This window comes from Streptomyces sp. NPDC050610, from assembly GCF_040654875.1.
Classification (GTDB): domain Bacteria; phylum Actinomycetota; class Actinomycetes; order Streptomycetales; family Streptomycetaceae; genus Streptomyces.
In genome coordinates this window covers 1-26,856 of record NZ_JBFAIV010000012.1, presented here as the reverse complement: position 1 = coordinate 26,856, position 26,856 = coordinate 1, and the positions used below count along the sequence as shown (strand labels likewise).

General features: G+C 74.0%; 23 protein-coding genes and 1 pseudogene. 14 read left to right on the top strand and 10 right to left on the bottom strand.

The annotated features are described in order from the left end of the window. Positions 1–401 precede the first annotated feature (401 nt). Both AB0I22_RS16880 and AB0I22_RS16875 read right to left on the bottom strand, forming a co-directional pair. Complete coding sequence (locus tag AB0I22_RS16880; RefSeq protein WP_363131696.1) at positions 402–3,617, bottom strand: molecular chaperone Hsp90; 3,216 nt, start codon at positions 3,615–3,617, stop codon at positions 402–404. 549 nt (positions 3,618–4,166) lie between these two features. Continuing rightward, positions 4,167–5,207, bottom strand: a complete 1,041-nt coding sequence (locus AB0I22_RS16875; protein WP_363131547.1) for a DUF3027 domain-containing protein — start codon at positions 5,205–5,207, stop codon at positions 4,167–4,169. A gap of 535 nt (positions 5,208–5,742) precedes the next feature. On the opposite strand from AB0I22_RS16875, the gene AB0I22_RS16870 reads away from it, so the two are divergent. From AB0I22_RS16870 to AB0I22_RS16855, 4 genes are read left to right on the top strand one after another with little or no spacing between them, the layout of a single operon-like run. Further along, complete coding sequence (locus tag AB0I22_RS16870; RefSeq protein WP_363131546.1) at positions 5,743–7,155, top strand: MFS transporter; 1,413 nt, start codon at positions 5,743–5,745, stop codon at positions 7,153–7,155. A 26-nt stretch (positions 7,156–7,181) separates the two neighbouring features. Further along, complete coding sequence (locus tag AB0I22_RS16865; protein WP_363131545.1) at positions 7,182–7,679, top strand: hypothetical protein; 498 nt, start codon at positions 7,182–7,184, stop codon at positions 7,677–7,679. Positions 7,680–7,708: 29 nt separating this feature from the next. Further along, entirely contained in the window at positions 7,709–8,569 is an 861-nt protein-coding gene (locus AB0I22_RS16860) for a futalosine hydrolase (RefSeq protein WP_363131544.1), read from the top strand. Next, entirely contained in the window at positions 8,566–9,450 is an 885-nt protein-coding gene (locus tag AB0I22_RS16855; protein ID WP_363131543.1) for a 1,4-dihydroxy-6-naphthoate synthase, read from the top strand. Before AB0I22_RS16860 ends, AB0I22_RS16855 begins: the two co-directional genes overlap by 4 nt. A gap of 20 nt (positions 9,451–9,470) precedes the next feature. On the opposite strand, the gene AB0I22_RS16850 is transcribed toward AB0I22_RS16855, so the two are convergent. Then, entirely contained in the window at positions 9,471–9,854 is a 384-nt protein-coding gene (locus tag AB0I22_RS16850) for a cold-shock protein (protein ID WP_363131542.1), read from the bottom strand. A 192-nt stretch (positions 9,855–10,046) separates the two neighbouring features. On the opposite strand from AB0I22_RS16850, the gene AB0I22_RS16845 reads away from it, so the two are divergent. After that, positions 10,047–10,319: a hypothetical protein gene (locus AB0I22_RS16845; protein ID WP_363131541.1), complete on the top strand. Its 273-nt coding sequence runs from the start codon at positions 10,047–10,049 to the stop codon at positions 10,317–10,319. Here AB0I22_RS16845 and AB0I22_RS16840 read toward each other — a convergent pair. Beyond that, positions 10,298–10,987: a haloacid dehalogenase-like hydrolase gene (locus tag AB0I22_RS16840; protein WP_363131540.1), complete on the bottom strand. Its 690-nt coding sequence runs from the start codon at positions 10,985–10,987 to the stop codon at positions 10,298–10,300. The two genes, AB0I22_RS16845 and AB0I22_RS16840, sit on opposite strands and share 22 nt — an antisense overlap. A 166-nt stretch (positions 10,988–11,153) precedes the next feature. Between AB0I22_RS16840 and AB0I22_RS16835 the strand changes: the two genes are divergently transcribed. The 4 genes from AB0I22_RS16835 (at position 11,154) to AB0I22_RS16820 (ending at position 15,807) form a co-directional block, all read left to right on the top strand. Next, positions 11,154–12,182: an iron ABC transporter permease gene (locus tag AB0I22_RS16835; protein ID WP_363131539.1), complete on the top strand. Its 1,029-nt coding sequence runs from the start codon at positions 11,154–11,156 to the stop codon at positions 12,180–12,182. Continuing rightward, positions 12,179–13,240: an iron chelate uptake ABC transporter family permease subunit gene (locus tag AB0I22_RS16830; RefSeq protein WP_363131538.1), complete on the top strand. Its 1,062-nt coding sequence runs from the start codon at positions 12,179–12,181 to the stop codon at positions 13,238–13,240. Before AB0I22_RS16835 ends, AB0I22_RS16830 begins: the two co-directional genes overlap by 4 nt. 545 nt (positions 13,241–13,785) lie before the next feature. Then, positions 13,786–14,604, top strand: coding sequence for an ABC transporter ATP-binding protein (locus tag AB0I22_RS16825; RefSeq protein ID WP_363131695.1), 819 nt, complete (start codon positions 13,786–13,788; stop codon positions 14,602–14,604). Between the two features lie 210 nt (positions 14,605–14,814). Beyond that, positions 14,815–15,807 (top strand): iron-siderophore ABC transporter substrate-binding protein, encoded by a 993-nt coding sequence (locus AB0I22_RS16820; protein ID WP_363131537.1) that lies wholly within the window; start codon positions 14,815–14,817, stop codon positions 15,805–15,807. 92 nt (positions 15,808–15,899) lie between these two features. Here AB0I22_RS16820 and AB0I22_RS16815 read toward each other — a convergent pair whose 3' ends face one another. Next, a complete protein-coding gene (locus AB0I22_RS16815; protein WP_363131536.1) occupies positions 15,900–16,802 on the bottom strand; it encodes a helix-turn-helix transcriptional regulator in 903 nt (300 codons plus the stop codon). Between the two features lie 199 nt (positions 16,803–17,001). On the opposite strand from AB0I22_RS16815, the gene AB0I22_RS16810 reads away from it, so the two are divergent. Next, on the top strand, positions 17,002–17,697 hold the full coding sequence (locus tag AB0I22_RS16810) for a type 1 glutamine amidotransferase domain-containing protein (RefSeq protein ID WP_363131535.1): 696 nt from the start codon (positions 17,002–17,004) through the stop codon (positions 17,695–17,697). A gap of 213 nt (positions 17,698–17,910) precedes the next feature. Here the strand turns inward: AB0I22_RS16810 and AB0I22_RS16805 are convergent, their stop codons facing one another. The 3 genes from AB0I22_RS16805 to AB0I22_RS16795 all read right to left on the bottom strand — a co-directional run bounded on the left by AB0I22_RS16805 (position 17,911) and on the right by AB0I22_RS16795 (position 20,697). Beyond that, on the bottom strand, positions 17,911–19,014 hold the full coding sequence (locus tag AB0I22_RS16805; protein WP_363131534.1) for a hypothetical protein: 1,104 nt from the start codon (positions 19,012–19,014) through the stop codon (positions 17,911–17,913). Positions 19,015–19,239: 225 nt separating this feature from the next. After that, positions 19,240–19,677, bottom strand: coding sequence for a hypothetical protein (locus AB0I22_RS16800; protein WP_363131533.1), 438 nt, complete (start codon positions 19,675–19,677; stop codon positions 19,240–19,242). A gap of 132 nt (positions 19,678–19,809) precedes the next feature. Beyond that, complete coding sequence (locus AB0I22_RS16795; protein WP_363131532.1) at positions 19,810–20,697, bottom strand: methyltransferase domain-containing protein; 888 nt, start codon at positions 20,695–20,697, stop codon at positions 19,810–19,812. 434 nt (positions 20,698–21,131) lie between these two features. Here AB0I22_RS16795 and AB0I22_RS16790 point away from each other — a divergent pair, with 434 nt between their 5' ends. From AB0I22_RS16790 to AB0I22_RS16775, 4 genes and pseudogenes are all read left to right on the top strand, one after another. Continuing rightward, positions 21,132–23,636, top strand: a complete 2,505-nt coding sequence (locus AB0I22_RS16790; RefSeq protein WP_363131531.1) for a helicase-associated domain-containing protein — start codon at positions 21,132–21,134, stop codon at positions 23,634–23,636. A gap of 111 nt (positions 23,637–23,747) precedes the next feature. Next, positions 23,748–24,374 carry a rhodanese-like domain-containing protein gene (locus tag AB0I22_RS16785; protein ID WP_363131530.1) on the top strand — a complete coding sequence of 209 codons (627 nt, stop codon included), beginning with the start codon at positions 23,748–23,750 and terminating at the stop codon, positions 24,372–24,374. 66 nt (positions 24,375–24,440) lie between these two features. Next, positions 24,441–24,683 (top strand): annotated as a pseudogene (locus AB0I22_RS16780) (MBL fold metallo-hydrolase); the annotation flags it as partial. 73 nt (positions 24,684–24,756) lie between these two features. After that, positions 24,757–25,515 carry a sulfite exporter TauE/SafE family protein gene (locus tag AB0I22_RS16775; RefSeq protein ID WP_363131529.1) on the top strand — a complete coding sequence of 253 codons (759 nt, stop codon included), beginning with the start codon at positions 24,757–24,759 and terminating at the stop codon, positions 25,513–25,515. A 61-nt stretch (positions 25,516–25,576) separates the two neighbouring features. Here AB0I22_RS16775 and AB0I22_RS16770 read toward each other — a convergent pair whose 3' ends face one another. Together AB0I22_RS16770 and AB0I22_RS16765 are read right to left on the bottom strand one after the other, a co-directional pair. Then, a complete protein-coding gene (locus tag AB0I22_RS16770) occupies positions 25,577–25,789 on the bottom strand; it encodes a DUF397 domain-containing protein (protein ID WP_363131528.1) in 213 nt (70 codons plus the stop codon). A 17-nt stretch (positions 25,790–25,806) separates the two neighbouring features. Beyond that, positions 25,807–26,670 (bottom strand): helix-turn-helix transcriptional regulator, encoded by an 864-nt coding sequence (locus AB0I22_RS16765; protein ID WP_363131527.1) that lies wholly within the window; start codon positions 26,668–26,670, stop codon positions 25,807–25,809. Between the last annotated feature and the right edge of the window lie 186 nt (positions 26,671–26,856).

The window sequence follows — 26,856 nt, the reverse complement described above, 5'->3', positions numbered from 1 at the left end:
GCGGCCCGAGGCCCACGGCGCTGGATCACCTTGGGCAGGGGGGTGCTGGGGGGACCGGGCACCTGGGGCGTGTGGTGAACAGGGAACACCACACGCTCACAGGCATGTTCGTTTTCCGTACAGACGTACACGGGTGCGCCGGGACACGCAACGGCCGCGCGCCGGGACGCCGGGCGCGCGGCGCGAAGGGGTGGAAGGGCGGAAGAGTGGAAGGGCGGAGGGGCGGAGGCCGGAGCCGCCGCCCCTGGGACAGAGCCCTGGCCGAATCAGCGGGCCGGCAGTACCAGCGGGCCGGTCGAACCAGCGGGCCGGTCGGACCAGCAGGCCCGTATAACCAGCAGACCAGCGGGCTCGTATAGCCGGCGGACCAGCCGGCTCGTATAACCGGCGGACCAGCGGGCCTAGTCGAACCAGCGGGCCTCGGCCAGCTCCTCCGTCCGGGACGGGTCCTCCAGCAGCGCCGCCGCCTCGAAGCGCCGCTGCCACTGACCGGCCGCCCACGCCAGGCCCGCCGCGACGCCCTCCAGCGTCGAGGCGTGCAGCACCTCGTCCGGGCCGTAGCGCCAATCCAGTTCGACGCCCTCGACCATCAGCTCCTCGTGCTCGACGTACGAGTCCGGCGCGCCCGGCAGCAGCACCCGCACGCCTTCCGGCACCTCGCGCCGCTCGCCGCCGCCCGGCACGGGCGCCGTGAACTCCTCGCTCAGCCTGCGCACTTGCAGCAGCTCCGCGAGGTCCGCCGCCAGCGCGGGGCGTACGGGCAGCAGTGCCCGGCCCTCCGTCAGGGGCAGCAGATCCGGGGCGTCGGCGACCAGCGCGTCGGCCGCGTCCACGACCCGCACCTCGCCGTCGACGACGGCCCGCAGCTCGTCGGGGAGCGTGACCTGCTCGGGGTCGAGGGCGGACAGCGCGCCGTAGAGGCCGTGCAGCTGGGCCGCGCCGACCGGCAGCCGGTCGTCCGCCAGCCGGGCCAGCAGCTCGGCCGCGCCGCCGGGCTCGTCCAGGAGGGAGGCCACGGAGGTCCGTACGCCCAGGGCCCGCAGCACCTGCTCGTCGCCGCTCTCGCCGAGGAGGTCGGCCGCGTCGGCGGCCTCGTACAGCCCCGCCAGCAGCGGGTCGCCGCCCGCGGCCCGCAGGCCGGCCGGACGGCGCCCGCCCAGCACGGGGTGGCCGCGCAGCCACCACGCCGCGTACGGCCGCACCGACTCCGTCGTGCCGTCGGGCAGCAGGACCCGTACGGGCGCGGTCAGCGCGTCCCGCAGCGGCGGCCGGGCGAGCATCCGCAGCGCCAGCGGCCACGCGTCGTCGTCGACCAGGTCCAGGTCGCGTACGGCCACGATCTCGGTGGCCACCGGGGGCACCGCCGTCTGCGGCAGCCCGTCGAGCACGTCCTCGCACCACACGTCGACGGCGTCCAGCAGCCCGGCGTCGTCCGGCTCCGCGAAATCGCCGTCGCGGGGCTCCAGTTCGTCGGGGTCCAGGACGACGTCGGCGGCCCGTACGAGGGCGAAGGTGGCGAGCACCCCCACTGCGGTGAGCGGCTGCTCGCCCCACCGCTCGGCCAGCTCCGCGTCGCAGGCGGCGAGCTCCCCGGCCCGTACGACCTGCTCGAACGGGCTGCCCGGCAGCACGAGTTCGCCCGCCGGGGCCAGCTCCCCGTCCTCGTCGGGCAGCGCCAGCGCCGCCAGCCACGGCTCGTCGCCGGGGGCCAGGTGCGCGTCGCGTACGAGCGCCAGCACGGTCTCCGCCAGCTCATCGCTGCCCGGCGCGTCGCCTTCGAGGAGGCCGTACGCGTCGTCGTCCGCGTCCAACGAGTTCGCGACCGCCGCCCGCACCTGAGGCGTCGTCAGCACGGCGCGCGGGGACGCGGGGACCGCGCCCAGCTTCTCCAGCAGCGGATGCGCGGCGTCGGGGTGCGCGACCTTCAGCCCGAGCCGGGCGAGCGCGTCGTGCCGCGCCCCGTCGTCGGGGCCCGGCAGCAGCACCTGGCGGGGGCCGATGGCCGTACGGCCGTCCGCGAGCGGCACCGGCAGCCCCGACAGCCGGTCCGGGTCGACCCCGGCCAGCGAGTCGTACAGCCGCCGCCACCACGCCGGGTCCCGCTCGACCCCGGCCAGCCGGTCGACCATCTCCCCCAGCGGCACCCGCTCCACTTCGAGGACCCGCAGCTCCACCCGGCGCTCCAGCCCGGCGGGCAGCAGGCTGGGGAACAGCTCGGCCAGCACGGAGACGGTCGCGGCCCCGGCGCCCTCCACGATCTCCGCGTCGGCGGGGCGCAGGGCGTACGTGCTCTCGGCGGCCGGTCCGGTGAGCGCGGTGGGATCGTCCCAGGCGGCGTCCTGGCCGTCCGCGTCCGGATCGTCCTCCCGCGCCGCGGCGGCGCTCGGCAGGAACGGCACCCTCGGCAGGCGCTCCAGCAGCAGGCGGCGCAGTTCGCCGTCGAGTTCGCCCTTGCCCAGCGGGCCCGGCACCAGGTCGACGATGCCGGAGCCGACCGGCCGCCAGTCGCCCAGCAGCGCCGCGTACCCCTCGGCCGCCCGCGCCACCAGGAAGTCCGTCAGCGCGCCGGGCGCGGTGTGGCGGCGGGTGGGCTCCAGCGGGAACGAGGCGATGAGCAGGGCGGGCAGGCCCAGCGGCTCGTCCGTCGGGGTCGGCGCGTGCAGCACCGGCGCGGTCTTCGGCCGTACGGGCGCGCCGTCGGCGTCCACCGGCACCGCCCACGTCACCGACCAGACCGGGCGCAGCCGCTCCTCCACCGGCCGGTCGGCGAGCACCGACGCGTCCAGCGGGCCGCCGGTGCGCGCGACGCGCCAGCGGGCGGGGGCGGTACGGGCGCTGTCGTCGATGACCGTGTACGGGCCGTCGGTGCGGCGCGTCACCGTCCGTACGCCGTCCGCCGTCTCCACGACGACCTCGGACAGCCCCGGCAGGGTCAGCAGCAGCGCGTCGTCGAGGCCCGCCAGGAGACGCCCCGTCAGATCCTCGGCCGCGCCGTCGCGCAGCGGCAGGACGACGACGGTGTCGTACCCCTCGGGCGCACTGCCCTCGGCCGGCAGGGGCAGCCGCAGCAGCGGCACATGGCCGTCGCGGCGGCGGATCTCCGCACCGAGCCCGGGGGCCGCCGCGGCGGCGTCCGCCGCGATCAGCCGCGCCTCCGCGAGCGAGAACCGGACACCGCCGGAGCGGCCCACCACGGCGGGCTCGTCGCTGACGGCGAGGACGGCGGAGAACCCGACGCCGAAGCGCCCGACGGCGCTGCTCTCCCCCTCTTCGGCGTCCCGCTTGGCGGAGGCCCGAAGGGTGGACAGCGACTCCACGCCGGCTGCGTCGAGCGGAGCGCCGGTGTTGGCGGCGGCCAGCACGGCGGGCTCGCCGTCCCGGCCGGGGTGCAGCGTCAGCCGCAGCCGGCCGGGCACGCCGGCCCGGGCGGCGGCGTCGGCGGCGTTCTGCGCCAGTTCGACGACGAGCCGGTCGCGGTACCCGCCGAGCGACAGGTCCTCCTCGGCGTTGGCGTCCTCCCGGAACCGCGCGGGCGACGCGGCCCACGCGTCCAGCACCCCGCGCCGCAGCCGCCCGGTCCCGAACGGATCCGCGTCCTCGCCAACTCCTCGCACCATCGCCGCGCCGCTCACGTGTCGTCTCCCCTGCTAGCCCCGCACCAATTTCCCGCCGCACTGCCTGCCGCGAAACGTACAGCGCTTCCGCCCCTAGCTGCTCTCCACCTCCCCGCTCCGCAAACGACGGAGGTCCGCACGGCGCCCGTACGACCCGACGAAGCCGTCATAAGGGCCCAGAACCGCCCCGCTCCGGAAGGGGCGCGAGGAACGGCGCGACGAGCCTCAGCGAGCCTGCGGCCGACGACCCACACCAGCGGCCCCCAGGGGCGCGGGGAACTGCGCGACCAGCCACAGCGCACCCGCAGCCAAAAACCCACACCAGCACCCCCAAGGGGCGCGAGGAACGGCGCGACCAGCCACAGCGAGCCCGCAGCCAAAAACCACACCAGCAACCCCAAGGGGCGCGAGGAACCGCGCGATCAACCACAGCGCACCCGCAGCCAAAAACCACACCAGCAACCCCAAGGGGCGCGAGGAACCGCGCGACCAGCCACAACCAGCCCGCAGCCGAAATCCGCCCCTACAGGAAAGCCAACGCCCGAAACGCCGTCAGGAGTGGCCCAGCTCCTCCGCCGGAGCGTCCGGCTCGACCGACCCGCCCGTGCGGTCCGGCCGCAGCGGCAGCGGGTCGACCAGCGTCTCGTCGATGACCGGAGCCGCCGGCCGCGAAGGCTTCGGCATGACGGCCGCCTCCGAGTGCCCCCCGCATCCGAAGCCGAGCGAGACGACGTGCCCATCCGCCGGCCCGAATTCGTTGGCGCACACGCCGAAGGCCTGCCGCAGCGATCCCGCCAGCGGCACCAGGAACCCGCAGCTCTCGCAGGATGCCGGGGCGGCCTGCGCCATCGGCGTCTTGGCTCCGAACTGCTCGTCCCAGCGGTCGGCCGCGGCGTGCAGCCCGTACCGGGACAGGACGCGCGCCCGGCGCATGCCGAGTTCCTCGGCGACGGCGGCGATGCTGCCGCGGTCCGTCGTGCCCGCCGACATGCCGGCCACCGGCCCGCCGCCTGCCGGCGGCTCGGCGGACGAGCCCGCCGCAGGCTCTGGCGTGCGCTCCACAGCACGCGCCGAAGCACGCTCCGAATCGCGCTCCGAATCGCGCTCCGACGTGAGCTCGGCGTCCTCGACGTCCGCCAGGTCCGTCAGGCTCCGCCCCGCCGTGGCCTCGTCCGCCAGGACGGAGCTCGGCGGCGGCGCGTCCTCGCCGGAGAACCCCGGCTCCAGCCGCAGGTCGTCCGCCTCGGTCGGCAGCAGGTCGCCCGGGCCCATGTCGCCGGGGCGCAGCCGCTCGCTCCACGGCACCCATTCGGGGGCGAGCAGCGCGTCGGGGCCGGGCAGCAGGACGGCTTCGTCCAGGGTGACGAGCTTGGCGCGCGACGCGCGGGCGACGGTCACCGCCCAGCGCCAGCCCCGGTAGCCGGGTTCCTGGCAGGCGAAGAAGTGGGTGACGACGCGGTCGCCCTCGGCGGCGACCTCGACGTGCTCGCCGACCATTCCGGGGAGCGCCGTCTCCTCGGCCGCCGCACGGGCCAATTCGACCGCCTCGGCGCACAGGCGGTCAGGGGTCCGGCTTCGCATCGCAGCACTCACAGGATCGATTCTCTCTTCCACGCCGTCTCACGAGTGCGCCGGCCGTACGGCCGGGTCGGCGGACGGAGCGGACCTGGGGACCGCGTCGACGTCCGCGCCCGAACGGTCAGGGGCGCACCTTGTATGACCCATTCTGCGGGATCGAGACTCGGCGCGCGGCCAAGAACGACCGCCGGTGGCGCGCTACGCACGCTACCCCGCTCGACCATGCCGGGGATACCCGGGCCGCGGCGAGCCTCACATCCGTATGCGGCCGGGCCCGTGCCCGTACCGCCGGGCCGCGCCGGGTCCGCGCGGCGCGGGCGGCGGGCCGGGTGGAGATCTCCCTGTGCCCGACCCGATATGGAAAGGACACCCGCGAAGGGGACGCCCGGCGGAGTCCGCGCGCGTCTCCGGGAGACCGCCGGGCGACCGTCGGCAGATCTCCGGCAGATCCCCGGCGGCCGCCCGGTGTCGGCGCGGCGAATGATCGCGCTCCGACCGACAGATAGCGGGAACGCGCCATCTTCCGCACGACTTGGGGCAGTATGGCGTGGTGGGAGCCATCCGGTCCGCTCATGGCAGCCCGCTCCGCCGGGCGGGACGGGCAGCCGGTCACGCCCTGCGCGCCCCGTTCACCGGCGCTGCCCGTCTCATCAGGCGGGCGACGCACGCGCACGGCGCGGGCGAGTCCGGTCTCGGCAAGCTGATCGAGCTGCACGCGGTGCACTCGGCCGGCGACATGCTGATCACCGTCGCGCTGGCCTCCACCGTCTTCTTCTCCGTCCCCACCGACCAGGCCCGCGGCCGGGTGGCCCTGTACCTGGCCGTCACGATGGCGCCCTTCGTCCTGCTGGCCCCCGTGATCGGGCCGCTCCTGGACCGTCTCCCGCACGGCCGCCGGGCCGCGATGGCGAGCGCGATGCTGACCCGCGCGCTGCTCGCGCTGACCATGACGGGCGCGGTGGTGAGCGGCAGCCTGGAGCTGTATCCGGCGGCGCTGGGCGTGCTGGTGGCCTCCAAGGCGTACGGCGTCGTCCGGTCCGCCGTCGTGCCGCGCCTCATGCCGCCGGGGATCTCGCTGGTCAAGGCGAACTCGCGGGTGACGCTCGGCGGGCTGCTGGCCACGGGGGCCGCCGCGCCGATCGGCGCGGGGCTGCATCAGATCGGGGCGGCCTGGCCGCTGTACGGGGCCTGTGTGCTCTTCGTCGTCGGCATGGTCCTGTCGTTCTCGCTGCCCCACAAGGTCGACTCGGCGAAGGGCGAGGCGCGGGCCCGCCTCACCACCCGCGAGCACCGGCCCGTACGCGCCCCCTCGCTGACCAAGCGGGGGCGGCGGGGGCAGGCGCGGCAGCAGCGGCGGCCGCGGCCGCTCGGGCTGCGTACGGTCGGCTCGTCCGTACTGCACGGCTTGCAGGCCAACAGCGCGCTGCGGATGCTCTCCGGCTTTCTGACCTTCTTTCTGGCGTTCATGCTGCGCGAGCATCCGATGAGCGGACTGAGCCCGGCGGTCTCGCTGGGCGTCGTCGCCGTCGCGGCGGGCGGCGGGAACGCGCTCGGCACGGCCATCGGCGCGCTGCTGCGCTCGCGCGCGCCGGAGTCGATGATCGCGCTGGTGCTGACGGCGGCGCTGACCGCGACCGTCGTCGCGGCCGTCCTCTTCAGCCCGGTGGCGCTCGCCGTCGTCGCGGCGACGGCGGGCATCTCGCAGGCGCTCGCGAAGCAGTCGCTGGACTCGATGATCCAGCGCGATGTGCCGGAGGAGGTCCGTACGTCCGCGTTCGCGCGTTCGGAGACGCTGTTGCAGATGTCGTGGGTGGTGGGCGGGGGAATCGGCATCCTGCTGCCGCTCAACGGGGTGCTCGGCATGTCGGTCGCCGCGGCGGTCGTGGCGCTGGGCGTGGGCGCTTCCGTACGGGGCCTGCTGACCGCCGCCCGGCGCGGCACGCCGCACCCCCGCGTGGCGTGAGCGGGGGCGACCGATAACCTGCCCGCATGACCGCTCTGTTTTCCCGGGGTAAGGGCCGCCGCGCCGCTGCCGCCGTCGGTGCCGTGACCTTGGGGCTTGTCGCCCTTACCGCCTGCGACAAGCCGACTCCGCTGGCCACGGTGACCGTCGGCTCGAACACCGTCACCTCCGAGGCCACCGCCGGCTGCTTCGGCGACGGCAAGGCGCTCGCCAAGTCCGTGATGGAGAAGTGCCTGTCGAAGAAGGACGGCAAGACCGTCAAGGTCGACGCGGGCGCGAAGGTGCGCATCGGCGTCGAGCCGAAGATCGCCGACACCGGCTGGGTCGTCGTCGCGGGCGGGCCGGTCATGCCGGAGCCGACGAAGAACACGTACCGCACCTTCGACGCGGACACCCTCTTCACGCAGAAGAACCAGATGGGCCAGGCCACCCTGATGGACAAGGTCACCGTCACGGTCATCGAGCTGGGCAAGGGCGAGGCCAAGGGCATGTGGCACTTCAACCTGGAGCGCAAGGGCTCCTGATCCGAGCCGAGCCGAGGGTTTCCCGACTGATGCGCGTACTCGTCGTCACCGCCGTTCCCGCCGAGCGCGACGCGGTCGTGCGCGGCGCGTCGCCCGCCGGGGAGCCTGAGGAGACCGCTGTGCCGGGCGGGGTACTGCACCGGGTGCGCCACCCCGCCGGGCCCGTTCTCGACGTGCTCGCGGCAGGCGTGGGCCCGGGCGCCGCCGGAGCCGGCGCGTCCGCCGCGCTCGCCGCCGCCGCGCTCCGCTCCCAGCCGTACGGGCTCGTGCTGTCCGCCGGGATCGGCGGCGGCTTCCAGCCCGCCGCGCCCGTCGGCTCGCTGGTGGTCTCGGACGCGATCGTCGCCGCCGACCTGGGCGCCGAGACGCCCGAAGGATTCCGCTCCACGGCCGAACTGGGCTTCGGGACCGTGGCGCACCGGGCGCCGGAACATCTTGTACGGGCCGTGGCCGAGGCGACGGGCGCCGCGGCCGGCACCGTGCTCACCGTGTCCACCGCGACCGGTTCCGCCGAGCGCGCCGCCGAACTGGCGGACCGTCATCCGGGGGCGCTCGCCGAGGCGATGGAGGGGTTCGGCGTCGCCGAGGCCGCCGCCGCGCACGGCGTGCCCGCGCTGGAGATCCGCGCCGTCTCCAACCCGGTGGGCCCCCGCGACCGGGCGGCCTGGCGGATCGGCGAGGCCCTGGCCGCGCTGGGACACGCCTTCGACCGGTGGGCGGACCTGGCGCACGTACAGGACCCGGCGGACGTGGGGGACCTGGCGGACTCGCGGGACTTGGCAGACGTGCGGAACCCGGCAGACGTGCGGAACCTGGCAGACGTGCGGGACCCGGCCGATGTACAGATCCCGGCGGACCGACTCGGAACCGAAGAGGAGAGAACCCCATGAACGAGCCTCTGAAGCCTTCGCGGGACGAGCCGCTGAAGATCGCGTACTCGCCGTGCCCCAACGACACCTTCGTCTTCGACGCGTGGGCGCACGGCCGCGTCCCCGGCGCGCCCGCCCTCGACGTCACCTTCGCCGACATCGACATCACCAACGGCATGGCGGAGCGCGGCGAGTTCGACGTGCTCAAGGTGTCGTACGCGGTGCTGCCCTGGGTGCTCGACGACTACGCCCTGCTGCCCTGCGGCGGCGCGCTGGGGCGCGGCTGCGGCCCGCTCGTCCTGACCCGGGAGTCCGCCGACGCCGGGGACCCGGCGAGCCTGCGCGGGAAGACCGTCGCGGTGCCCAGCGAACGCTCGACGGCGTATCTGCTCTTCCGGCTCTGGGCGGCGGACCAGGTGCCGGGCGGGGTCGGCGACGTGGTCGTGCTGCCGTTCCACGAGATCATGCCCGCCGTCCGGGACGGCAAGGTCGACGCGGGCCTGGTCATCCACGAGGCGCGGTTCACCTATCAGGATTACGGGCTGCACCGCCTCGCCGACATGGGCGAGCACTGGGAGGCCACCACCGGCCTGCCCATCCCGCTCGGCGCGATCATCGCGAAGCGCTCGCTCGGCGCGGAGCGGCTGCGCGAGCTGGCCGAGGCCGCCCGGACGTCCGTACGGATGGCGTGGGACGACCCGGAGGTCTCCCGCCCGTACGTGCTGGAGCACGCGCAGGAGATGGACCCGGCCGTCGCGGACCGGCACATCGGGCTGTACGTCAACGAGTTCACCGCCGACCTCGGCGAGGACGGCTACGCGGCGGTGCGCGGGCTGCTCACGCGCGCCGCGGCCGAGGGGCTCGTACCGCCCCTCGGCCCGGACGCGCTCGCCTTCGCATAGGCGAGGGGGAGCCGGGGATTCTAGACGTCCAGCTGGTCCGCGACCGCCCGCAGCATGCCCGCGATCTTCGCGCCGTGCGTCTTGTCGGGGTAGCGGCCGCGCTCCAGCTGCTGGGTGACGTTCTCCAGGAGCGTGGTGAGGTCCTGCACGATCGAGGCGAGTTCGTCGGGCTTGCGGCGCTGCGCCGCCGCGACCGACGGCGCGGGGTCGAGGAGCGTCACCGTGAGCGCCTGGTCGCCGCGCTGGCCCGCCACGACACCGAATTCGACGCGCTGGCCGGGCTTGAGCGCCTCGACTCCGTCGGGGAGTACTGAGGAGTGCACGAAGACGTCGCCGCCGTCGTCGCGGGAGAGAAAGCCGAAGCCCTTCTCGCTGTTGAACCACTTGACCTTGCCGGTAGGCACGTCTGTCCTCGTCCTCGTACTCGTCGGGAAGCAGCTGAAAACGGCTCTGGATAGCACTACAGCGGGCCGCAGGACCCGCCAGTGCCAAGGCTAATGGTCCCGGGCCCGGTGACAAGACGTCCTCGGGTGGTTCCGCTGTGCTTTGGCCCATGAGGACAAACGCCCCGGGGCTAGGGGACCTACCCTGTTGGGGTGAGTGATACTCCTTCCGCCGGGGGCCGGGCCCCCGCCCCCTCCAGCCCCACGCGCGCCGGTGACCTGCTGGTACGGATCGGTGCCATCGTCTTCCTCGTCGGCGCGGTGGCCACGCTGGCCACCGTCGCCCCGCTCTTCCTCGGCCTGCACCCGCTGCCGTCGGGCGCCTATGTCGTCTGCATGCTCATGGGCGTCGGCTTCGTGATCGCCGCGGCGGGCGTGCTGCGGTCGATCGCACAGGAGCGGCGTCAGGCCCGTTCCCTGACGTAGCCGCGCACCCACTCGGGGAACCCCGTCAGGTCGGCGAGCACCACGTCCGCGCCGGCCGAGCGCAGTTCGTCCGCGCCGCACGGCCCGGTCGCCACCGCCACGGACAGCGCATCGGCCGTACGCGCCCCGCGTACGTCCCCGGTGTGGTCGCCGACGTAGACGGCCGCCCCGTACTCGCGCAGCGCCTCGGCCTTGGCCTCCGCCCACAGCGAGCCGACCACGGCGTCGGCGTCGATGCCGAGCCACTCCAGGTGCAGCTTGGCGTTGGGCTCGTGCTTGGCGGTGACGACGATGGTGCGCCCGCCCAGTTCACGCACGGCGGCCACCGCCTCGCGGGCCCCCGGCATGGCGAGCGTCGGCTCGATGGCGTGCTCGGGGTACATCGCGCGGTAGCGGTCGGCGATCGGCTCGATCCGGTCGGCGGGGAACCAGTGCGCGAGCTCCAGTTCCAGCGGCGGGCCGAGCCGGGTGGTGGTGAGGTCGACGTCGATGTACACGCCGGTCTCGGCGGACAGCGCCGAGAACGCGGCCCGGATGCCGGGCCGGGAGTCGATCAGGGTCATGTCGAGGTCGAAGCCGACGGTGAAGGCGGGCTCACCGGCTACAAGCTCGCTGTAGGGAGCCGTGGGGCGGGCGGTGGTCTCGTGGTTCGGGGTATGCGGGGACATGCCGATATTGTGCCGCGCCCCTGCCCGTACACTTAGCGTCGCCTAACCACAACTCCGCACCGTGCCGACCGGCGCGAATCAGCCGACCGGCGCGGAATGGCCCGGGCCGGCCCGTAAAGCGCCGGCCGACGCCAGGCAGCAGTACCGAACCCGCGAAGTGGAAGCGATGCCAGCCGTCCCGATCAGCACCCCCAGATCGCATCTGGTGCGGCGCCGCGTCGGCTGGACGGCGGCCGCTGTCGCCGCCCTGCTGGTCGCGGTCCTGCTCAGCCTCTCCATCGGCAGCAGCCAGATCGCGCCGTCCAAGGTCGTCGACGCGCTGCTGCACGGCGGTACGAGCAACAGCGCCGAGATCGTACGGTCCATGCGGCTGCCCCGCACCGTCGTCGGCCTGATGGTCGGCGCGGCCCTCGCCATGGCCGGCACGGTCCTCCAGGGCATCACCCGCAACCCCATCGCCGACCCCGGCGTCCTCGGCATCAGCCAGGGCGCCTCGGTGGGCGTGGTGCTGGCCATCGCCTTCGCCGGGGTGCACACGCTCACCGGCTACGTCTGGTTCGCCTTCGCGGGCGCGGGCCTCGCGTCCGTAGCGGTCTACGCGGTGGCCACCAGCGGGCGCGGCGGGGCGACGCCGGTGAAGCTGGCGCTCGCGGGCGCCGCGATCAACGCGCTGCTGGCCTCGGTGTCGCACGCCGTCCTCACCACACGGGCGGCGGCCCTGGACGAGTTCCGCTTCTGGCAGGTCGGCTCGCTGGCCGGGCGCGACGCCGGGCTGGTCGGGCAGGTCTGGCCGTTCCTGCTGGTGGGCCTGGTGCTGGTGTTCTCCGTGGCACGCGGCCTGGACGCGCTGGCGCTGGGCGAGGACGTCGCCAAGGGGCTCGGCCAGAACGTCGCCGTCGTACGGATCGTGGGCGGCCTCGGCGCCACGGTCCTCACCGGCGTGGGCGTCGCGGCGGCCGGCCCGATCGCCTTCGTCGGCCTGGCGGTGCCGCACATCGCCCGCGCGATCGTCGGCACCGACCACCGGTGGGTGCTGCCGATGGCGGCCCTCGTCGGCCCGGTCATGCTGCTCGTCTCCGACGTCATCGGCCGCGTCCTCTTCCCGCCGAGCGAGGTGCCGGCCGGGGTGATGACCGCGCTGATCGGGGTGCCGTTCCTGGTGACCCTGGTCCGCAGGAAGGCGGTGGCCTCGTGACCGCCCTGTCCCCTGCCCCTGTCCGCCCCGCCGGGTACACGCTCGTACGGGCCGGGCGCGGCTCCTTCCTCCTGCACCGGCGGGCCGCGCTCGTCGCCGTGGCGCTGGCCGCGCTGCTGGCCGCGGCGTGCGTGGCGTACCTGTGCGTCGGCGAGTCCTTCGTGGCCCCCGGCGAAGTCGTCAAGGTCCTCTTCGACCGGCCCTCGCCCGACGAACTGGTCGTCGGAACGCTGCGGCTGCCGCGCATGACGGTCGGCCTGCTCGTCGGCGCCGCCTTCGGGATCGCCGGGGCGCTCATCCAGACCGTGGCGCGCAACCCGCTCGCCAGCCCCGACATCATCGGCGTCACCCAGGGCGCGAGCGCGCTGACGGTGGGCGCGATGACGCTCGGCGTCACCTCGTACGCGGCGCTCCCCTACCTCTCCGTGGCGGGCGGGCTGGTGGCCGCCGCGCTCGTCTACGTCTTCGCGTGGCGCGGCGGGCTGCACGCCGCGCGGTTCGTCCTCATCGGCATCGGCTTCGCGGTCGCGCTGCGCTCCGTCACCCAGCTGTTCCTGACCAAAGGCGACTACCTCGTCGCCCAGCAGGCCCAGGTGTGGATGACCGGCTCGCTCAACGGGCGCGGCTGGGACGAGGCGGCGCCGCTCGCCTGGGCGCTGCTGCTGCTCAGCCCGTTCGTGCTGTGGGCGGCCAGGGCGCAGCGCACGGTCTCGATGGACGACGACACCGCCACGGCGCTGGGCGTCCGGCTGGGCCGGGTGCGGCTCGGGCTGGTGGCGCTCGGCGTCGTGCTCGCGTCGATGGCCACGGGCGCGGCGGGCCCGGTGGACTTCGTGGCGCTGCTCGCCCCGCAGATCGCGCGCCGGGTGACGCGTACGGCGCAGATCCCGCTGCTGTGCTCGGCCCTGCTGGGCGCCTTCATCGTGGTCGTCGCCGATCTGCTGGCCCGCAAGCTGTTCGCGCCGACGGAACTGCCGGTGGGCGTGCTGACGGCCGTCATCGGGGCCCCGTATCTGATCTGGCTCATCATCCGCAGCCGTACCGGAGGAAAAGCGTGACCGAGAGGGCGAACGGGGCGGCGGAGACTCCGGATGGGGCGGCGGAGGCCCCGGGCGGGGCTGCGGCGGCTCCGGGCGCGGCTGCGGAGGCTACGGGCAAGGCGGCGGAGGCTCCAGGCGGGACGGCGGAGACCCCGGGCGGGGCGGCCGACGCGGGCGGGGCGGCGCGTGTGAACGGGCCGACGGACCGGAGCGCGGACGGAGGCGCGCGCGTGGACGGGCCGGAAGACGAGGCCGCGGGCGCAAACCCGAGCCTGAACGGGCCGGAAGACAAGGCCGCGGGCGCAAGCCCGAGCCTGAACGGGCCAGAAGACAAGGCCGCGGGCGCAAACCCGAGCCTGAACGGGCCAGAGGACGAGACCACAGGCGCAAACCCGAGCCTGAACGGGCCGACGGACAAGCCCCCGTACGACGGCGCCGGGACCGGGAGCAGCGAGGCCGGAGCCGTGGACACCGCCGCCACCGCCACCGCCGCCGTCGGCAAGACCCCGGACGAGCCCCCGTACAGCGGCGCCGGGCCCGCCAGCAGGCTCACCGCCCGGGACCTGACCCTCGCCTACGAGGACCGTACGGTCGTCGACGGCCTCGACCTGGATGTGCCGCACGGCGAGGTCACCGTCATCGTCGGCCCCAACGCCTGCGGCAAGTCGACGCTGCTGCGGGCGCTCGGCCGGCTGCTCAAGCCGCGCCGCGGCGCGGTGCTGCTGGACGGCGCCGAGCTGAGCCGCATCCCCACCCGCAAGATCGCGCAGGCCGTCGGCCTGCTGCCGCAGACGCCGGTGGCGCCCGACGCGATCACCGTCGCCGACCTGGTGGCCCGTGGCCGCCAGCCGCACCAGCACTGGTGGCGGCAGTGGTCGGACGAGGACGAGCGCGCGGTGACGGACGCCATGGAGCGTACGGACACCACGGCGCTCGCCGCCCGGTCCGTGGACGAACTGTCGGGCGGCCAGCGGCAGCGCGTGTGGATCGCGATGGCCCTGGCCCAGGAGACGGACCTGCTGCTCCTCGACGAGCCGACGACCTACCTCGACATCTCGCACCAGGTGGAGGTCCTGGACCTGGTGCGCCAGCTCAACCACGAGCGCGGCCGTACGGTCGTCGCGGTCCTGCACGACCTCAACCAGGCGGCCCGCTACGCCGACCATCTCGTCGCCATGAAGAACGGCCGGATCGTGGCGCGGGGCCGCCCCTCGGAGGTCGTCACGGCCCGGCTGGTGCGCGAGGTCTTCGGCCTGGAGTCGGTCGTGGTCCCCGACCCGGTGACGGGCAGCCCGCTGGTGGTGCCGGGCGCGCCGTGGCAGGCGGGGGCGGGCGCCGGTACGGCCGTACGAGACGCGTCGAGCGGTCAGGACGGCGCGTAGAACGTACGGGGGGACGTACGGCGGGACGTACGGAGGGACGTACGGGACGGCGCGCGGGGCGCGCAGTGCGCCGCGGCGGAGCCGAATGGCCCGGCGCCGACCGGGGCATCCTCAGCTCGCGGCGCACAGCCCGCCGGGACCGACGGGAAGGACGGGAAACCCGAGACACAGCCGCCGACGGGCCCGCCCCCACCGACGAGAGGTCCTGACATGCATCGCACTCTCCGCCGCCGCGGCGCGGTCGCGGGCCTGCCGGCCCTGGCCGCCGCCCTCACCCTGTCGGCCTGCGGTTCGGGCTCGGGGGCAGGGTCGGGATCGGACAACGGATCCGCCTCGGGCTCCGGCACCCACACCGTGCGGACGGCCATGGGGAACGTCACGGTCAAGGACCACCCCCAGCGCGTCGTCGTCCTCGACACCGCCGAACTCGACTCCGCCGTCACCCTCGGCGTACGGCCGGTCGGCGCGACGCACGCCGACGTCGCGACCGGGTTCCTCGACTACCTGCCCAAGGACAAGGTCTCCGGCATCAAGGACGTGGGCGGGATCGCCGCGCCCAGCCTGGAGGCCATCGCCGGGCTCAAGCCGGATCTGATCCTCACCAACAAGGACCGGGACGCGGCGCGCTACAAGGAGTTGTCGAAGATCGCCCCGACCGTGATGACCGGCACCACGGGCTTCCCATGGAAGGCCAACTTCACCACGCACGCGGCGGCGCTCGGCAGGACGGACGAGGCGAAGAAGGTCGTCTCCGACTACCTCGCGCACGCGAAGCGGGTCACCGCCGCGCTGGGCGGCCCGGAGAAGGCGGGGGCCACGGACGTCAACGTCGTGCGGTTCGTGGAGGGCGCGGACATCCGCATCTACGGCAGGCAGAACTACATCGGCACCCTCCTCGCCGACGTCGGCCTCGGCCGGCCCGCCGTCGTGGACAAGGCGAAGGACGGGTTCTCGTACGACGTCAGCCCCGAGCAGATCGGCCGGGCCGACGCCGACGCCGTCTTCACGTCCACCTACGGCGACCCGCGGAAGTCGAAGGAGACGCAGGCCACGGGGAGCGCGCTCTGGAAGAACATGAAGGCCGCCAAGAACGGCCGGGTGTTCAAGGTCGACGACCAGCTGTGGATCCAGGGCATCGGCTATACGGCGGCGCACAAGATCCTCGACGAGCTACGGGCGGACCTGTCGAAGGGCCGGCCCTGAGGACGGGACGGTCCTGAGGACGGGACGGCCCGGCGGAAGGGACGGCCCTGAGGAAGGGACGGCCCGGCGGGACAGTGCTGCCGGGCCGTCAGTCATGGGTCGATGGCGCCGCGGCCGGGTCCATGGCCCGGGCGATGTGCCGCGGTGCCCGGGGCCGAGGCCGCCCAACTGGCGAGCAGGTCCATGGCGCTCCGGGACGGCGACCCGGCCTGCGTGGTGTAGACGAACAGCGTGGTGTCCGGATCGCCCGGCAGGGCGAGGGTCTCGTATTCGACGGTCAGCTCCCCGACGAGGGGGTGGCGCAGCCGTTTCGAGCCGTGCGTGCGCTGGTGGACCCGGTGCTGCTCCCACCAGTGGGCGAATTCGCGGCTGCGCTCGCAGAGCTCGGCGACCAGGTCGGCGGTGGCCCGGTCGTCGGGGTCGCGCCCGACCTCGAACCGCAGGCTCTCGACGGCGGCCCTGGCCTGGTCCTGCCAGTCCGCGAACAGCGACCGGGCGTCCTCGTCGAGGAACATCCAGCGGGCGTAGTTGCGCCGGGCCGCCGGCATCCGGTCGAAGTCGGCGAACAGCGCCTTGGCCATCCGGTTGGCGGCCAGGATGTCGGTGCGGCGGCCGAGTACGAGCGCGGGCTCGCCGTCGAGGGCGTCGAGCAGCTGGTGGAGGCCGGGACGTACGCGCTGCGCGTCGCGGGCCGGCCGGCGAGCCGGCCCCGCGGTCAGCCCGATGAGGTCTTCGAGGTGGGCGCGGCCGGCGGCGTCGAGTTCGAGCGCGCGGCCGATCGCCGCCACGACGGCCGCCGAGGGCACGATGCGACGCCCCTGTTCGAGGCGGGCGTAGTAGTCGGTCGACACCCCGGCCAGCCGCGCGACCTCCTCGCGACGCAGTCCGGGCACGCGGCGCACGCGCCCGTCCGGCGGCAGGCCCGCCCGTGACGGGTCGACCTGGGCGCGGGCGCGCCGCAGGAAATCGGCGAGTTCGCGATGCGTATCGGCCACGCGTCCCATTGTCCCCGACGTGTCCCCGACGCGGCTCGTGCCCGCCTGGACCTGTGCGTCCTAGGCAGCCGGGTCCGAGGTCCGGCAGGGCTCGGGATGAGGGCCTGCGGCGGGTTCCGCCCCGGCACGCTTGAGTCATGTCCGAAACGGGCGCGGCCGAAAGGCGCGGCCCGTGGCTCGTCACCGCAGGAGGCCCTCCATGAGCAAGATCCTGATCGTCATGTCCGCCGCCGACACGTGGGAGCGCGCCGACGGCTCCTCCTACCCGACCGGCTACTGGGCCGAGGAGCTCGCGGCGCCGCACGAGAAGTTCGTCGAGGCCGGGTACGCGGTCGACTTCGCGTCCCCCGGCGGGGTGCTCCAGCCGCTCGACCGGCACAGCGCCGACCCGGCGCTCGCCGGCCCGGACTGTGCCCGTTACGTGGCGCACGCCGAGCGGGCACTGCGGGAGTTCGGTCCGTTGCTGAAGCTCGGCGAGGTGGACATGGCCGACTACGTCGCGGTGGTGCTGCCCGGCGGGCACGGCCCGGTGGTCGACCTCTACCAGGACGCCGACCTCGGCCGCCTGCTCACCGAGGCGGACGCCGCCGGGAAGGTCATCGGCGCGGTCTGCCACGGCCCGGCGGCCCTGCTGTCCGCGGTGGGCGAGGACGGCGAGTGGCTGTTCGCCGGGCGTGAGATGACGGCGTTCACCGATGAGGAGGAGGAACTGTTCGGCACGGCCGAGGGAGCCCCGTGGCTGCTCGCCGGCCGCCTCCGTGAGCTGGGCGCGAAGCACACCGGCGGCCCCGCCTACCAGCCGTTCACCGTTCGCGACCGGAACCTGTTCACCGGCCAGAACCCGGCGTCGAGCGCCCCGATGGCCGCCGCCATCACCGCGGCCTTGCGCGGGTGACCTCGGTGGGCGGCTGCCCGCGCGCTGGTCACCGGGCGGCCGGGCGGCCGGCCCGGACTGTTGATCACGCGTGGGGCGCGCCGCTCGCCATCCGGCCCGCCGGATCGGGCCGGCCGCACCCTGACCGTCGAAGCGGCGCCCAAGGCGCCCAAGGCGCGTGCCCAGGGGCGACCCTGGCAGCCCCGCCAACGGCCGCACCGGCCGGCACGGGTGTCAGACCTGCCGCCGGGCCCGCCAGATGAGGAAGGCCGCCGAGGCGACGGCGGCGACGCGGACGACCACGGGCCAGGTCTCGGAGAGCGCCGGCCCCATCTGCCCCTGGGGTATCGGGTCGCCCCAGTGCTCGGCGGAACGGCCCCACAGCCATACGATCCCGCCCGCCGCCGTGAGCCCCGGCACGACCATCACGGCCCACTGCGACTCCGTACGGGAGAGCCGGCGCGTGGTGTAGGCGAGCGCCCAGCCCAGGCCGAGGACGATCCAGTTGCCGAGCACGGCGCCCACCACGAGGAGGACGGCGGCGAGGAGGATCAGCGGGCTCATCCGGACGCCGGAGCCCTCGCGCGGACCGCGGCGCGGCAGGATGCGCAGCCGCCGCCGGGCGGCCGCGCCCTCGACGGCCCCGTCCTCCTCCGCCTCTTCGTCCTCGTCGTCCCCGGCCGCCGCCTGCTCGACGGGCCCGCGGCCGGCCGACTTGGGCTTCGGCTCGGATTCCGATTCCGGCTCGGACTCCGGTTTCGGCTTCGGCGGGGGTTTGAGTATCTCGGGTATCTCGATGCCGCCGACGAAGCCGTGCACGGTCTCGCCCTCGGTGAACGGCCCCGGCTCGATCCGCCACCAGTCCGGGGCGTCGATGCCCGGCCCCAGTTCGTCCTCGCCCGCGAGGTGGGGCGGCAGCGCGGCCGTGGGAGAACGCTCGGGCTCGCCCTCGACGCGCGGCGCGGGCACCTTGGCGGCGGGCCCGCCCCGGCCGCCGCGCCCCGCGAGGCCGGTGAGCCCCGAGAGCTTCTCGCGCGCGGAGGTGCGCGGCCGTCCCGTGACGGGCGAGTGGACGGGCGCGGCAGCGGCCCCGTCCGTACCGCCGGTGGCCGGGCCGGCGCCCTCCACGATCTTCTCGGGCGTGCCCATCTTGGTCAGGATGCGCTTCACGGCGCTGGGGTTCTCGGCCATGCCGAGCGCGGCGCGCTGCTGGTCGATGTCGGTACGCACCTTCGCGACCAGGCGCATCCGGTCGCCGGACGGCAGCCCGCGCTGCTGGGCCAGGTCGCCGACCCGGCTCAAATAGTCATAAACGAGCTGATCGCTCTCGATCCCCACCAAAACCCCTATGGGCCCGTCCGGTTGCCGCCCACGACGGTATCGCGCCCGCCTCGCCCGCGCAGTCCCCACCACGCCCACTGGAACGCACCGGCCGAACCGGGCCCCGGTGAGCGGCGCGTGGCGGCACCGGGGCACGGTCGGCCGTCAGACCGGCAGGCCATCAGCACGTCAAGCCCTCAGCCCGCCCCTCTGACCCTGACGCCTTGACGGGTCGTCAGGGTGTCAGTCCCAGACGATGGAGTAGTGGGTGAGCGGCTCACCGTTCTCGAAGAAGCTGACGACGCAGTTCACGCCGCGCGCGGTCGGCAGCACATCGGCGTCGTTCCAGGCGGCCCCGGCGGCCACCGCCTGCTCCTTGCTCACCGTCCTGCCGTCCATGTACTCGATCTCGACCCGCACCGTGCGGTCCTCGGTACAGCTCACGTTCCACGCGGTGACCGCGCGCCAGCCGTCGGCGGTCTTGACCTCGTTGCCCTCCGCGACGGCTTCGCACACGGTCGCCGCCTTCGCAGCCTTCACCGCCTTCGCCGTCGAGGCGGCAGCGTGGGCGTGGGCGGCGGCGGGGTATGCCGCGAAGGCGGGGGAAGCGCTCAGCACGGCGGCGCCCGCCAGCGCGAGGGCGGCAGCCGGGGCGGCGACTGACGACGTGATTCTCCGCATGATCGTCAACTCCTCAGTGACAGGGCCGGGCTTCGGGTTTTCGCCCGGCCGTCACCGCCACCCTCACAGGAGCGGATCAAGGAAAGATCTCGGCGCCCCCGGCGAAGCCGCCGGGGCGGGAGCCGCCGTCCTTCACTCCCCCTCCTTGCACAGCAACAGCAGGTAGTAGTCGACGTTGTCGCGGCAGAAGTCGCGGAAGGGCCCGATCAGCGGGTCGGTGTGGGCCGTCGTCTCCTTGCCGTACCGCTCCTCGATCTCGTCCCGCCGCTGCTGGTAGAGCGCGTTCATCAACTCGGCGGACAGCACCACGTTGGACGTCATGCTCTGGATCTTCGCGACGCGGAACCCGGCCGCCGCCACCTCGGTGAGCAGTTCGGGGAGCGGCCGGGGCGGCGGACAGGTCCACAGCTGGGTGTAGGCGGCGAGCCCCGTCGCGTCCGGGACGCCGCGCAGCGTGAACTCCGTCATCAGGAGCCGCCCGCCGGGCCGCAGCACACGGTGCGCCTCGCGCAGTCCGGCGAGGCGGTCGGAGAGGTGCGGGATGCAGTCGATGGACCAGGCGGCGTCGAAGGAGGCGTCCGCGTAGCCGAGGTTCATGGCGTTCTCCCGGGCGAACTCCACCCGCCCGGCCGCCGGCGACGCCCGCAGCCGCTCCTCGCAGTGGGCGAGCTGCCCCCGGCTGACGGTGATCCCGGTGACCCGTCCCCCGCTGCGCTCCGCCAGCCGGATGGCGGGTCCTCCGGTGCCGCATCCGATGTCGAGCAGATGGGCGTCCGGCTTCAGGCCGATGGTGTCGATGAGGAACTCGGTCTGCTTGTCCTGCCCGGCGTCGGCGAGGCCGACCAGGGAGGTGACGGGGGGCTGTTCGTCGTGCGGTACGTACATGCCGATGTGGACGGCGGTGCCGCCGAGCAGCATGCCGAGCATGTCGCCGAACTCGTCGTACATCTCCCCGACCTGGTCGGGGGTGGGGCCGGAACCGGTGCCTGCCCCGGATGCGCCGGATGCTGTCGCTGCCATGGCGGTTCTCCTCAACTCGACGTCGAGACGCGGTCTGAACCAGGGAGTGCGAAGGTGCGCGCGTACCACTGGCGACGCTAGCCGAGCCCCATCCCCGCGAACACCCCGCGCGGGCCGTACGAGGAGGCTCGCCGCCACCGAGGCGCGGCGGAAACCGAGGCGGGGCGGAAACGGAGGGCCCGCCGCCAGGCCGCACCCGCGCCCGTCGCCCGAACCGCCCGGCCCCGCCCAATCCGCCACCGGCCCCGCCCGAACCGCCCGGCCCCGACCGATCCGCCACCGGCCCCGCCCGATCCCCCCGGCCGCCCCGTCCAGCCAGCTCCGTTCAGTCCGCCCGACCCGCCCGGTACGCCCGGTCCGTGTGCGGGACTCCCCCACCGGACCGCGCCCAAACCCCCACAAGCCCAGCGGGGCGCTCCGGTACCGTAGGCAGAATGACCACCGCGCGGCATCGGGACCCCGCCCACAGCGACACATCTCCAGGAGCGCCCCGCACGCTCGCCGAAGAGCTGCGCACCCGCCCCGACGACGGCCTCGCCGACCTGCTGCGCGCCCGCCCGGACCTGCTCAGTCCCGTGCCCGGCGACCTCACACAACTGGCCACCCGCGCCGGTACCCGCGCCTCCGTCGTACGGGCGCTTGAGCGCCTGGACCGGTTCGCCCTCCAGACGGCCGAGGCGCTCGCGGTGGCCCCGGACCCCTGCTCGTACGAACGCCTCGGCGCGCTCATGACGGGCGAGCCCGCGCAGGCGGACGCGAAGGCGGGCACGAAGGCGGACGCGAAGGCCACCGCCCAGCGGCTGCCGCACGCCGTGGCGGCCCTCCGCGCGCAGGCCCTCGTCTGGGGCCCGGACGACCGCCTCCGCCTCGTCCGTACGGCCCGCGAACTGCTGTCGCCGTCCCCCTCGAACCCGTCGCCGACGGGGCTGGGCCCCACCGTGGCCGAGGCGACGTCCGGGATGTCGCCGGGCCGGCTCCAGGAGATCATCGCCGCGGCGGGGCTGCCCCCGACGCACGATCCGGTCTCGGCCGTGACGGCGCTGGCGGAGCTGTTCACCGACCGTACGCGCATGGCGGCGCTGCTCGGGCAGGCGCCGCCGCGGGCCGCGGAGGTGCTGGAGCGGCTGGTGTGGGGCCCGCCGTACGGTTCCGTGACCGCGCACCCGGCCCCGCACCTCCAGTGGCTGCTCGACCGCGGCCTCCTGCTGCCCGCCGCGCCGGGCAACGTGGTGCTGCCGCGGGAGGCGGCGCTGCACCTGCGCGCCGGGCTGGCGCACCGTACGCCGGAGCCGACGCCGCCCGAACTCGTACCGGCGGCCGAGTACGGGGCGCGGGCGGTGGACGCGTCGGCGGCGGGCCAGGCGTTCACGGCGCTGGCCACGGTCGAGGAGCTGCTCAAGGAGTGGGAGACGGGCGCGGGCCCGCTCGTGCTGCGGGCCGGCGGGCTGAGCGTGCGCGACCTGAAGCGGACGGCGGCGGCGCTGGACGTGACGGAGCCGGTGGCGGCGTTCTGGGCCGAGCTGGCGTACGGGGCCGGGCTGCTGGCCTCGGACGGCGAGGCCGACGAGCGGTACGCGCCGACGCCCGCGTACGACGACTGGCTGGCGCTGCCCGCCGCGGACCGCTGGCTCCGGCTGGCGACGGCGTGGCTGGCGGGGACCCGTACCGCGGGGCTGGTGGGGACGCGCGACGCGAAGGCCCGTACGCTCGCGGCGCTCGGCCCGGACCTGGACCGCTCGCCCGCGCCGGAGGTACGGGCCCGCGCGCTGCGGCTGCTGGCGGAGGCGCCGGAGGGCACGGCGGTGACCCCGGACTCGCTCCTGGCGCGGCTCCGCTGGGAGCGCCCGCCGCGCGCCGGGGCCGCCTCCGAGACGACGGACCTCCGCTCGCGCATCGCGCGCTGGACGCTGGCGGAGGCGGAGCTGCTGGGCGTCACGGGCCGGGGCGCGGCGACGGCGCACGGCCGGGCGCTGCTGGGGCCGGACCCCGAGGAAGCCGCCGGGCTGCTGGCCCCGCTCCTCCCCACCCCCCTCGACCACGTCCTCCTCCAGGCGGACCTGACGGCGGTGGCGCCGGGCCCGCTGGAGCGCCCGTTGGCGGCCATGCTCGGCGTGCTGGCCGACGTGGAGTCGAAGGGCGGCGCGACGGTCTACCGCTTCACGCCCGGTTCGGTGCGGCGGGCGCTGGACGCGGGCCGGTCGGCGTCGGACCTCCAGGCGTTCCTGACGGAGCACTCGCGGACGCCCGTGCCGCAGCCCCTGGCGTATCTGATCGACGACGTGGCCCGTAAACACGGCCGGCTGCGGGTGGGCGCGGCCTCGGCCTACCTGCGCTGCGACGACGACGCGCTGCTGGCCGAGATCCTCGCCGACCGACGCTCGGCCAACCTGCGGCTGCGCCGCCTGGCCCCCACGGTCCTGGCCGCGCAGACCGCCCCCGACGCGCTCCTGGAGGGGCTGCGCGCGATGGGGTACGCACCGGCCGCCGAGTCCGCGGAGGGCGATGTCGTGGTGGCCCGCGCCGACGCCCACCGCACCCCGGCCCGTACCGCCCCCGCGCCCGTACCGGACGGCCCGCCGGTCCCGGACGAGACGCTGCTGGGCGCGGCGGTACGAGCCATCAGGGCCGGCGACCTGGCCGCCACCGCCGAACGCAAGCCGGCCGAGACCCCCGCGGCCTCCCCGCCCCCGTCGAACGGCCGGCTCCCCCGCACGACGTCCGCCGAGACCCTCGCCACCATGCAGGCGGCAGCCCTCACCGGCTCCGCCGTCTGGATCGGCTACGTCAACGCGGACGGCGCCGCCAGCCAGCGCGTCATCGCGCCGGTGCGGGTGGAGGGCGGCTTCGTGACGGCGTACGACCACACGGCCGACGAGGTCCGTACGTACCCGCTGCACCGCATCACGGGCGTGGCGGAACTGGCGGACGACCCGGCCTGAACCGTGAATTGCCGTTTTCGCAACGCTCTTTGCGGCCCATAGTCACGTGCGCGCAGTCTGCCTCCGAAAAGCCCCGGCTCTCACAGAGCCGCGCTTCGGAGGAGGCAGCAAATGGCAAACCGCCATAGGGAAAACCGCCATGTCGTGATCATTCCGATCGAGATCGACGAGGAGCAGGAGAACTCGTATCTCGACATCTGGCAGCCCGCCGCTGAAATCATGGCCGCTCAACCCGGTTTCATTCGGACGTACATGTTCCGCACGGTCATTCCGGGGAGCGCGTTCCGTCTCGTCAACGTGGCGGAATGGGAGTCCGCTTCGCACTGGGAAGAGGCGATGAACGTCTGCCCGATGATGGGGCAGCGGATAGCCGTCGCCCACGCCTCGAACTACGAGGCGATCCGGACCGTCCTGCCCGCCCACCTGACCTCCGGCGATCTATCCCCCGCCGAGGCGCACCGCCGCGCCTTGGACGGGGAACTCACGCTGGTCGACGTCCGGGAGGACGACGAATGGGCGGCGGGCCGCCCGGCCGGCGCCGTCCACGCCGCGCTCGGCACCTTGCCGGACTCGCTGCCGGAACTGCCCGACGGCCCGCTTGCCTTCATCTGCCGTACGGGCGCCCGCAGCGTGCGGGGCGGCGCGCAGGCGATCCGCGGGGGCCGGTCCGCCGTCTACAGCGTCGCGGGCGGCCTTGAGGCATGGGAAGCGGCCGGACTGCCGGTCGCCCTCGCATAGCGGTCGCCCTCCCCTCCCCCTAGCCCGGCAATTTCCGGGTACACCAACTTTGAAAGGAGCCGCACCGTGTATTTCGTCGACACCCTGGAATTCGAGGGTCTGGGCAACCGCAGTTACCTGGCCGGAGGTTCGAGGACGGCGGTCGTGATCGATCCGCCGCGGGACATCGCCCAGGTGATCGCCAGCGCCGCACGGCGCGGGGTGCGCATCGCCTACGTGGCGGAGACGCACGTGCACAACGACTTCGTCTCCGGCGGCCGGGAGCCGGCCCGCATCACCGGAGCCCGCTACCTGGTCCCGGCCGGCGCCGACGCGACCACGATCGGCAAGGGCACCCGCGCGCCGTCGGGACCAGCGGGAACAGTGACAGGGGGCGAATAACGTGACGGCCCTGGCCCTGGCCCTGGTAGCGGGAGCCGTCGTCGGCCTGGCGCTCGGCGCACTGGGCGGCGGCGGCAGCGTCCTGGCGGTACCCGCGCTGATCTACCTGCTCGGCTTCACCCCCGCCGCGGCCACCACCGGCAGCCTGATCATCGTCACCGCCACATCCCTGACCGCCCTGTACGCGCACGCCCGCGCCGGGCACGTGCGGTGGAAGGCGGGAGCGGCGTTCGCGGCCGCCGGAATCGTTCCGGCGGCCGCCGTCGGAGCCGCCGCCGCCCACCTGCCGCAAGCCGTCCTCACCGTGGCCTTCGCCGCCATCGCCGCCCTGGCCGCCGTCAAAATGCTCCGGCCCGCCGCCGACGCCGATGCCGCCCGCTCCGGAAGCGGCGACGTACACCCGGCCAAGGCAGCCGGCGCCGGCGCCGGGCTAGGCACGCTGACCGGACTCCTCGGCGTCGGCGGCGGCTTCCTCGCCGTCCCCGCCCTGGTCACCGTCCTCGGCTTCGAGATGGAAGCCGCCGTAGGCACCAGCCTGCTGGTCATCTCGGCCAACTCCCTGGCCTCCCTCACCACCCGCGCCGGCGCCGCCGCCACGCTCGACTGGGCCGTGATCGGCCCCTTCATCGGCGCCGCGATCCTGGGCGCCTGGGACGGCAAACACCTGTCCACCAAGATCTCCGGCCCCCGCCTCCAACGCGTTTTCGCGGTGGTACTGCTGGCCGTGGCGGCTTTCATGCTGGTCGACGCCGTGAGGTGACGGCAGCCAGGAGCGAGCCCAACCCAACGCACCTGGCTGCGGCGCCGCGTTGGAGAGCCCGCTATACGTCGCCGAACTCGCCACGCTTCACGGCACCGATGAACTCCGTCCAGACCGCCCGAGGGAAAACGAACGCGCCGAGGGCGCGTTCCTTGCTGTCTCCCACGGCTATCAGCCCATCGGCGGTGCACTGCGTCTCGACACAATCGGCCTGCTGCGCGCCGCAGTAGGCCGACTTCGTCCAGTTCTGCTCGGGGAGATTGTGCCGCAACACGAAGGAACCCTCTCTGTCTACGGGTCAAGTTCTTGTGCGATCGAGGAAATCAACTTCATTGACTGTGCCGACGGCAGTGCCGCCGACCTCAGCACCTCGGTTGCCCTGCGGTACTTCGAGATCGTGGCGTCCTCTTGCAAGTAGAACGTGCCATCCAGGTGCTCGACATAGACGATGTCGAGGTCCATGGGGTCGGGATATGAGAAGAGCGTGAAGGCTCCCCCAACGCTGACGTACGGGCCTCGGAAGGGGATGACCTGAATGGTGATCCCGAAGATATCGTGCATGTGCAGAAGATGGCGGAGCTGGTCGGCCATCACCCTGGGGGTGTCGACAACCTGGCGCACTACGCTTTCGGTCACGTAGCACACGTATTGGGGCGGTTCTTTCCGCTGGAAGACCTGCTGCCGTTCGAAGCGCAAGGAGACGTAGAAATCGATCTGCTCCGGCGACAGTGGTTCACCTGATCCCGTAATGACCGCGGCAGCGTACTCCCTGGTCTGAAGTAGTCCGGGGATGACCAGCGGCTGGAAAGCCGCGATCCTCACGGTGTCGGATTCCAGCATCAGCAGTTCCTTGAACCCTGGCCCCAGAACATCACCGTGCTGTCGCCACCAGCTGCGCTGCCGACCCTGAGTCGACAGGGCGATCAGCCGATCCCGCAGCTTGTCCTTCTCCGGGACGCCGTAGAGGTCCAGCAGGGTCTCCAGCTCAAGCCGCGAGCCGCGGTAGCTGCCCGTCTCGATTCTGCTGATCTTGGAACCATCGCCGTGAAGCCTCCGCGCCGCGGCCTCCACGGACACCTGAGCGGCCTCCCTGAGTGTCCTCAGTTCCGCTCCCAACCTGCGGCGTCGTGCCGTCCGGAGCGTCTGCTGACCCACGGTGATCCCCCCTTGCTGGTCAGTGAATGCCCGCCGCACAGTACGGCACCACCCAGCATCCTCCCGGATCGCCGATGGCGAATCACCCCTAAGGAGTCCTTTCAGAATGCTGGGAGTCTGCGGGTGAGGATCATGCAGTGGGCGAGTTGGAGGAAGGCGTCGTGGATGTCGTCCCGTGTCTCCCAG

What these genes read in the sequence shown, in the direction of transcription:
- AB0I22_RS16880 (WP_363131696.1), bottom strand. Translation starts at nt 3,617, where the DNA reads ATGGTGCGAGGAGTTGGCGAGGACGCGGATCCGTTCGGGACCGGGCGG.
- AB0I22_RS16865 (WP_363131545.1), top strand. Translation starts at nt 7,182, where the DNA reads ATGACCGCTCTGTTTTCCCGGGGTAAGGGCCGCCGCGCCGCTGCCGCC.
- AB0I22_RS16860 (WP_363131544.1), top strand. Translation starts at nt 7,709, where the DNA reads ATGCGCGTACTCGTCGTCACCGCCGTTCCCGCCGAGCGCGACGCGGTC.
- AB0I22_RS16855 (WP_363131543.1), top strand. Translation starts at nt 8,566, where the DNA reads ATGAACGAGCCTCTGAAGCCTTCGCGGGACGAGCCGCTGAAGATCGCG.
- AB0I22_RS16840 (WP_363131540.1), bottom strand. Translation starts at nt 10,987, where the DNA reads ATGTCCCCGCATACCCCGAACCACGAGACCACCGCCCGCCCCACGGCT.
- AB0I22_RS16835 (WP_363131539.1), top strand. Translation starts at nt 11,154, where the DNA reads ATGCCAGCCGTCCCGATCAGCACCCCCAGATCGCATCTGGTGCGGCGC.
- AB0I22_RS16820 (WP_363131537.1), top strand. Translation starts at nt 14,815, where the DNA reads ATGCATCGCACTCTCCGCCGCCGCGGCGCGGTCGCGGGCCTGCCGGCC.
- AB0I22_RS16810 (WP_363131535.1), top strand. Translation starts at nt 17,002, where the DNA reads ATGAGCAAGATCCTGATCGTCATGTCCGCCGCCGACACGTGGGAGCGC.
- AB0I22_RS16800 (WP_363131533.1), bottom strand. Translation starts at nt 19,677, where the DNA reads ATGCGGAGAATCACGTCGTCAGTCGCCGCCCCGGCTGCCGCCCTCGCG.
- AB0I22_RS16795 (WP_363131532.1), bottom strand. Translation starts at nt 20,697, where the DNA reads ATGGCAGCGACAGCATCCGGCGCATCCGGGGCAGGCACCGGTTCCGGC.
- AB0I22_RS16790 (WP_363131531.1), top strand. Translation starts at nt 21,132, where the DNA reads ATGACCACCGCGCGGCATCGGGACCCCGCCCACAGCGACACATCTCCA.
- AB0I22_RS16785 (WP_363131530.1), top strand. Translation starts at nt 23,748, where the DNA reads ATGGCAAACCGCCATAGGGAAAACCGCCATGTCGTGATCATTCCGATC.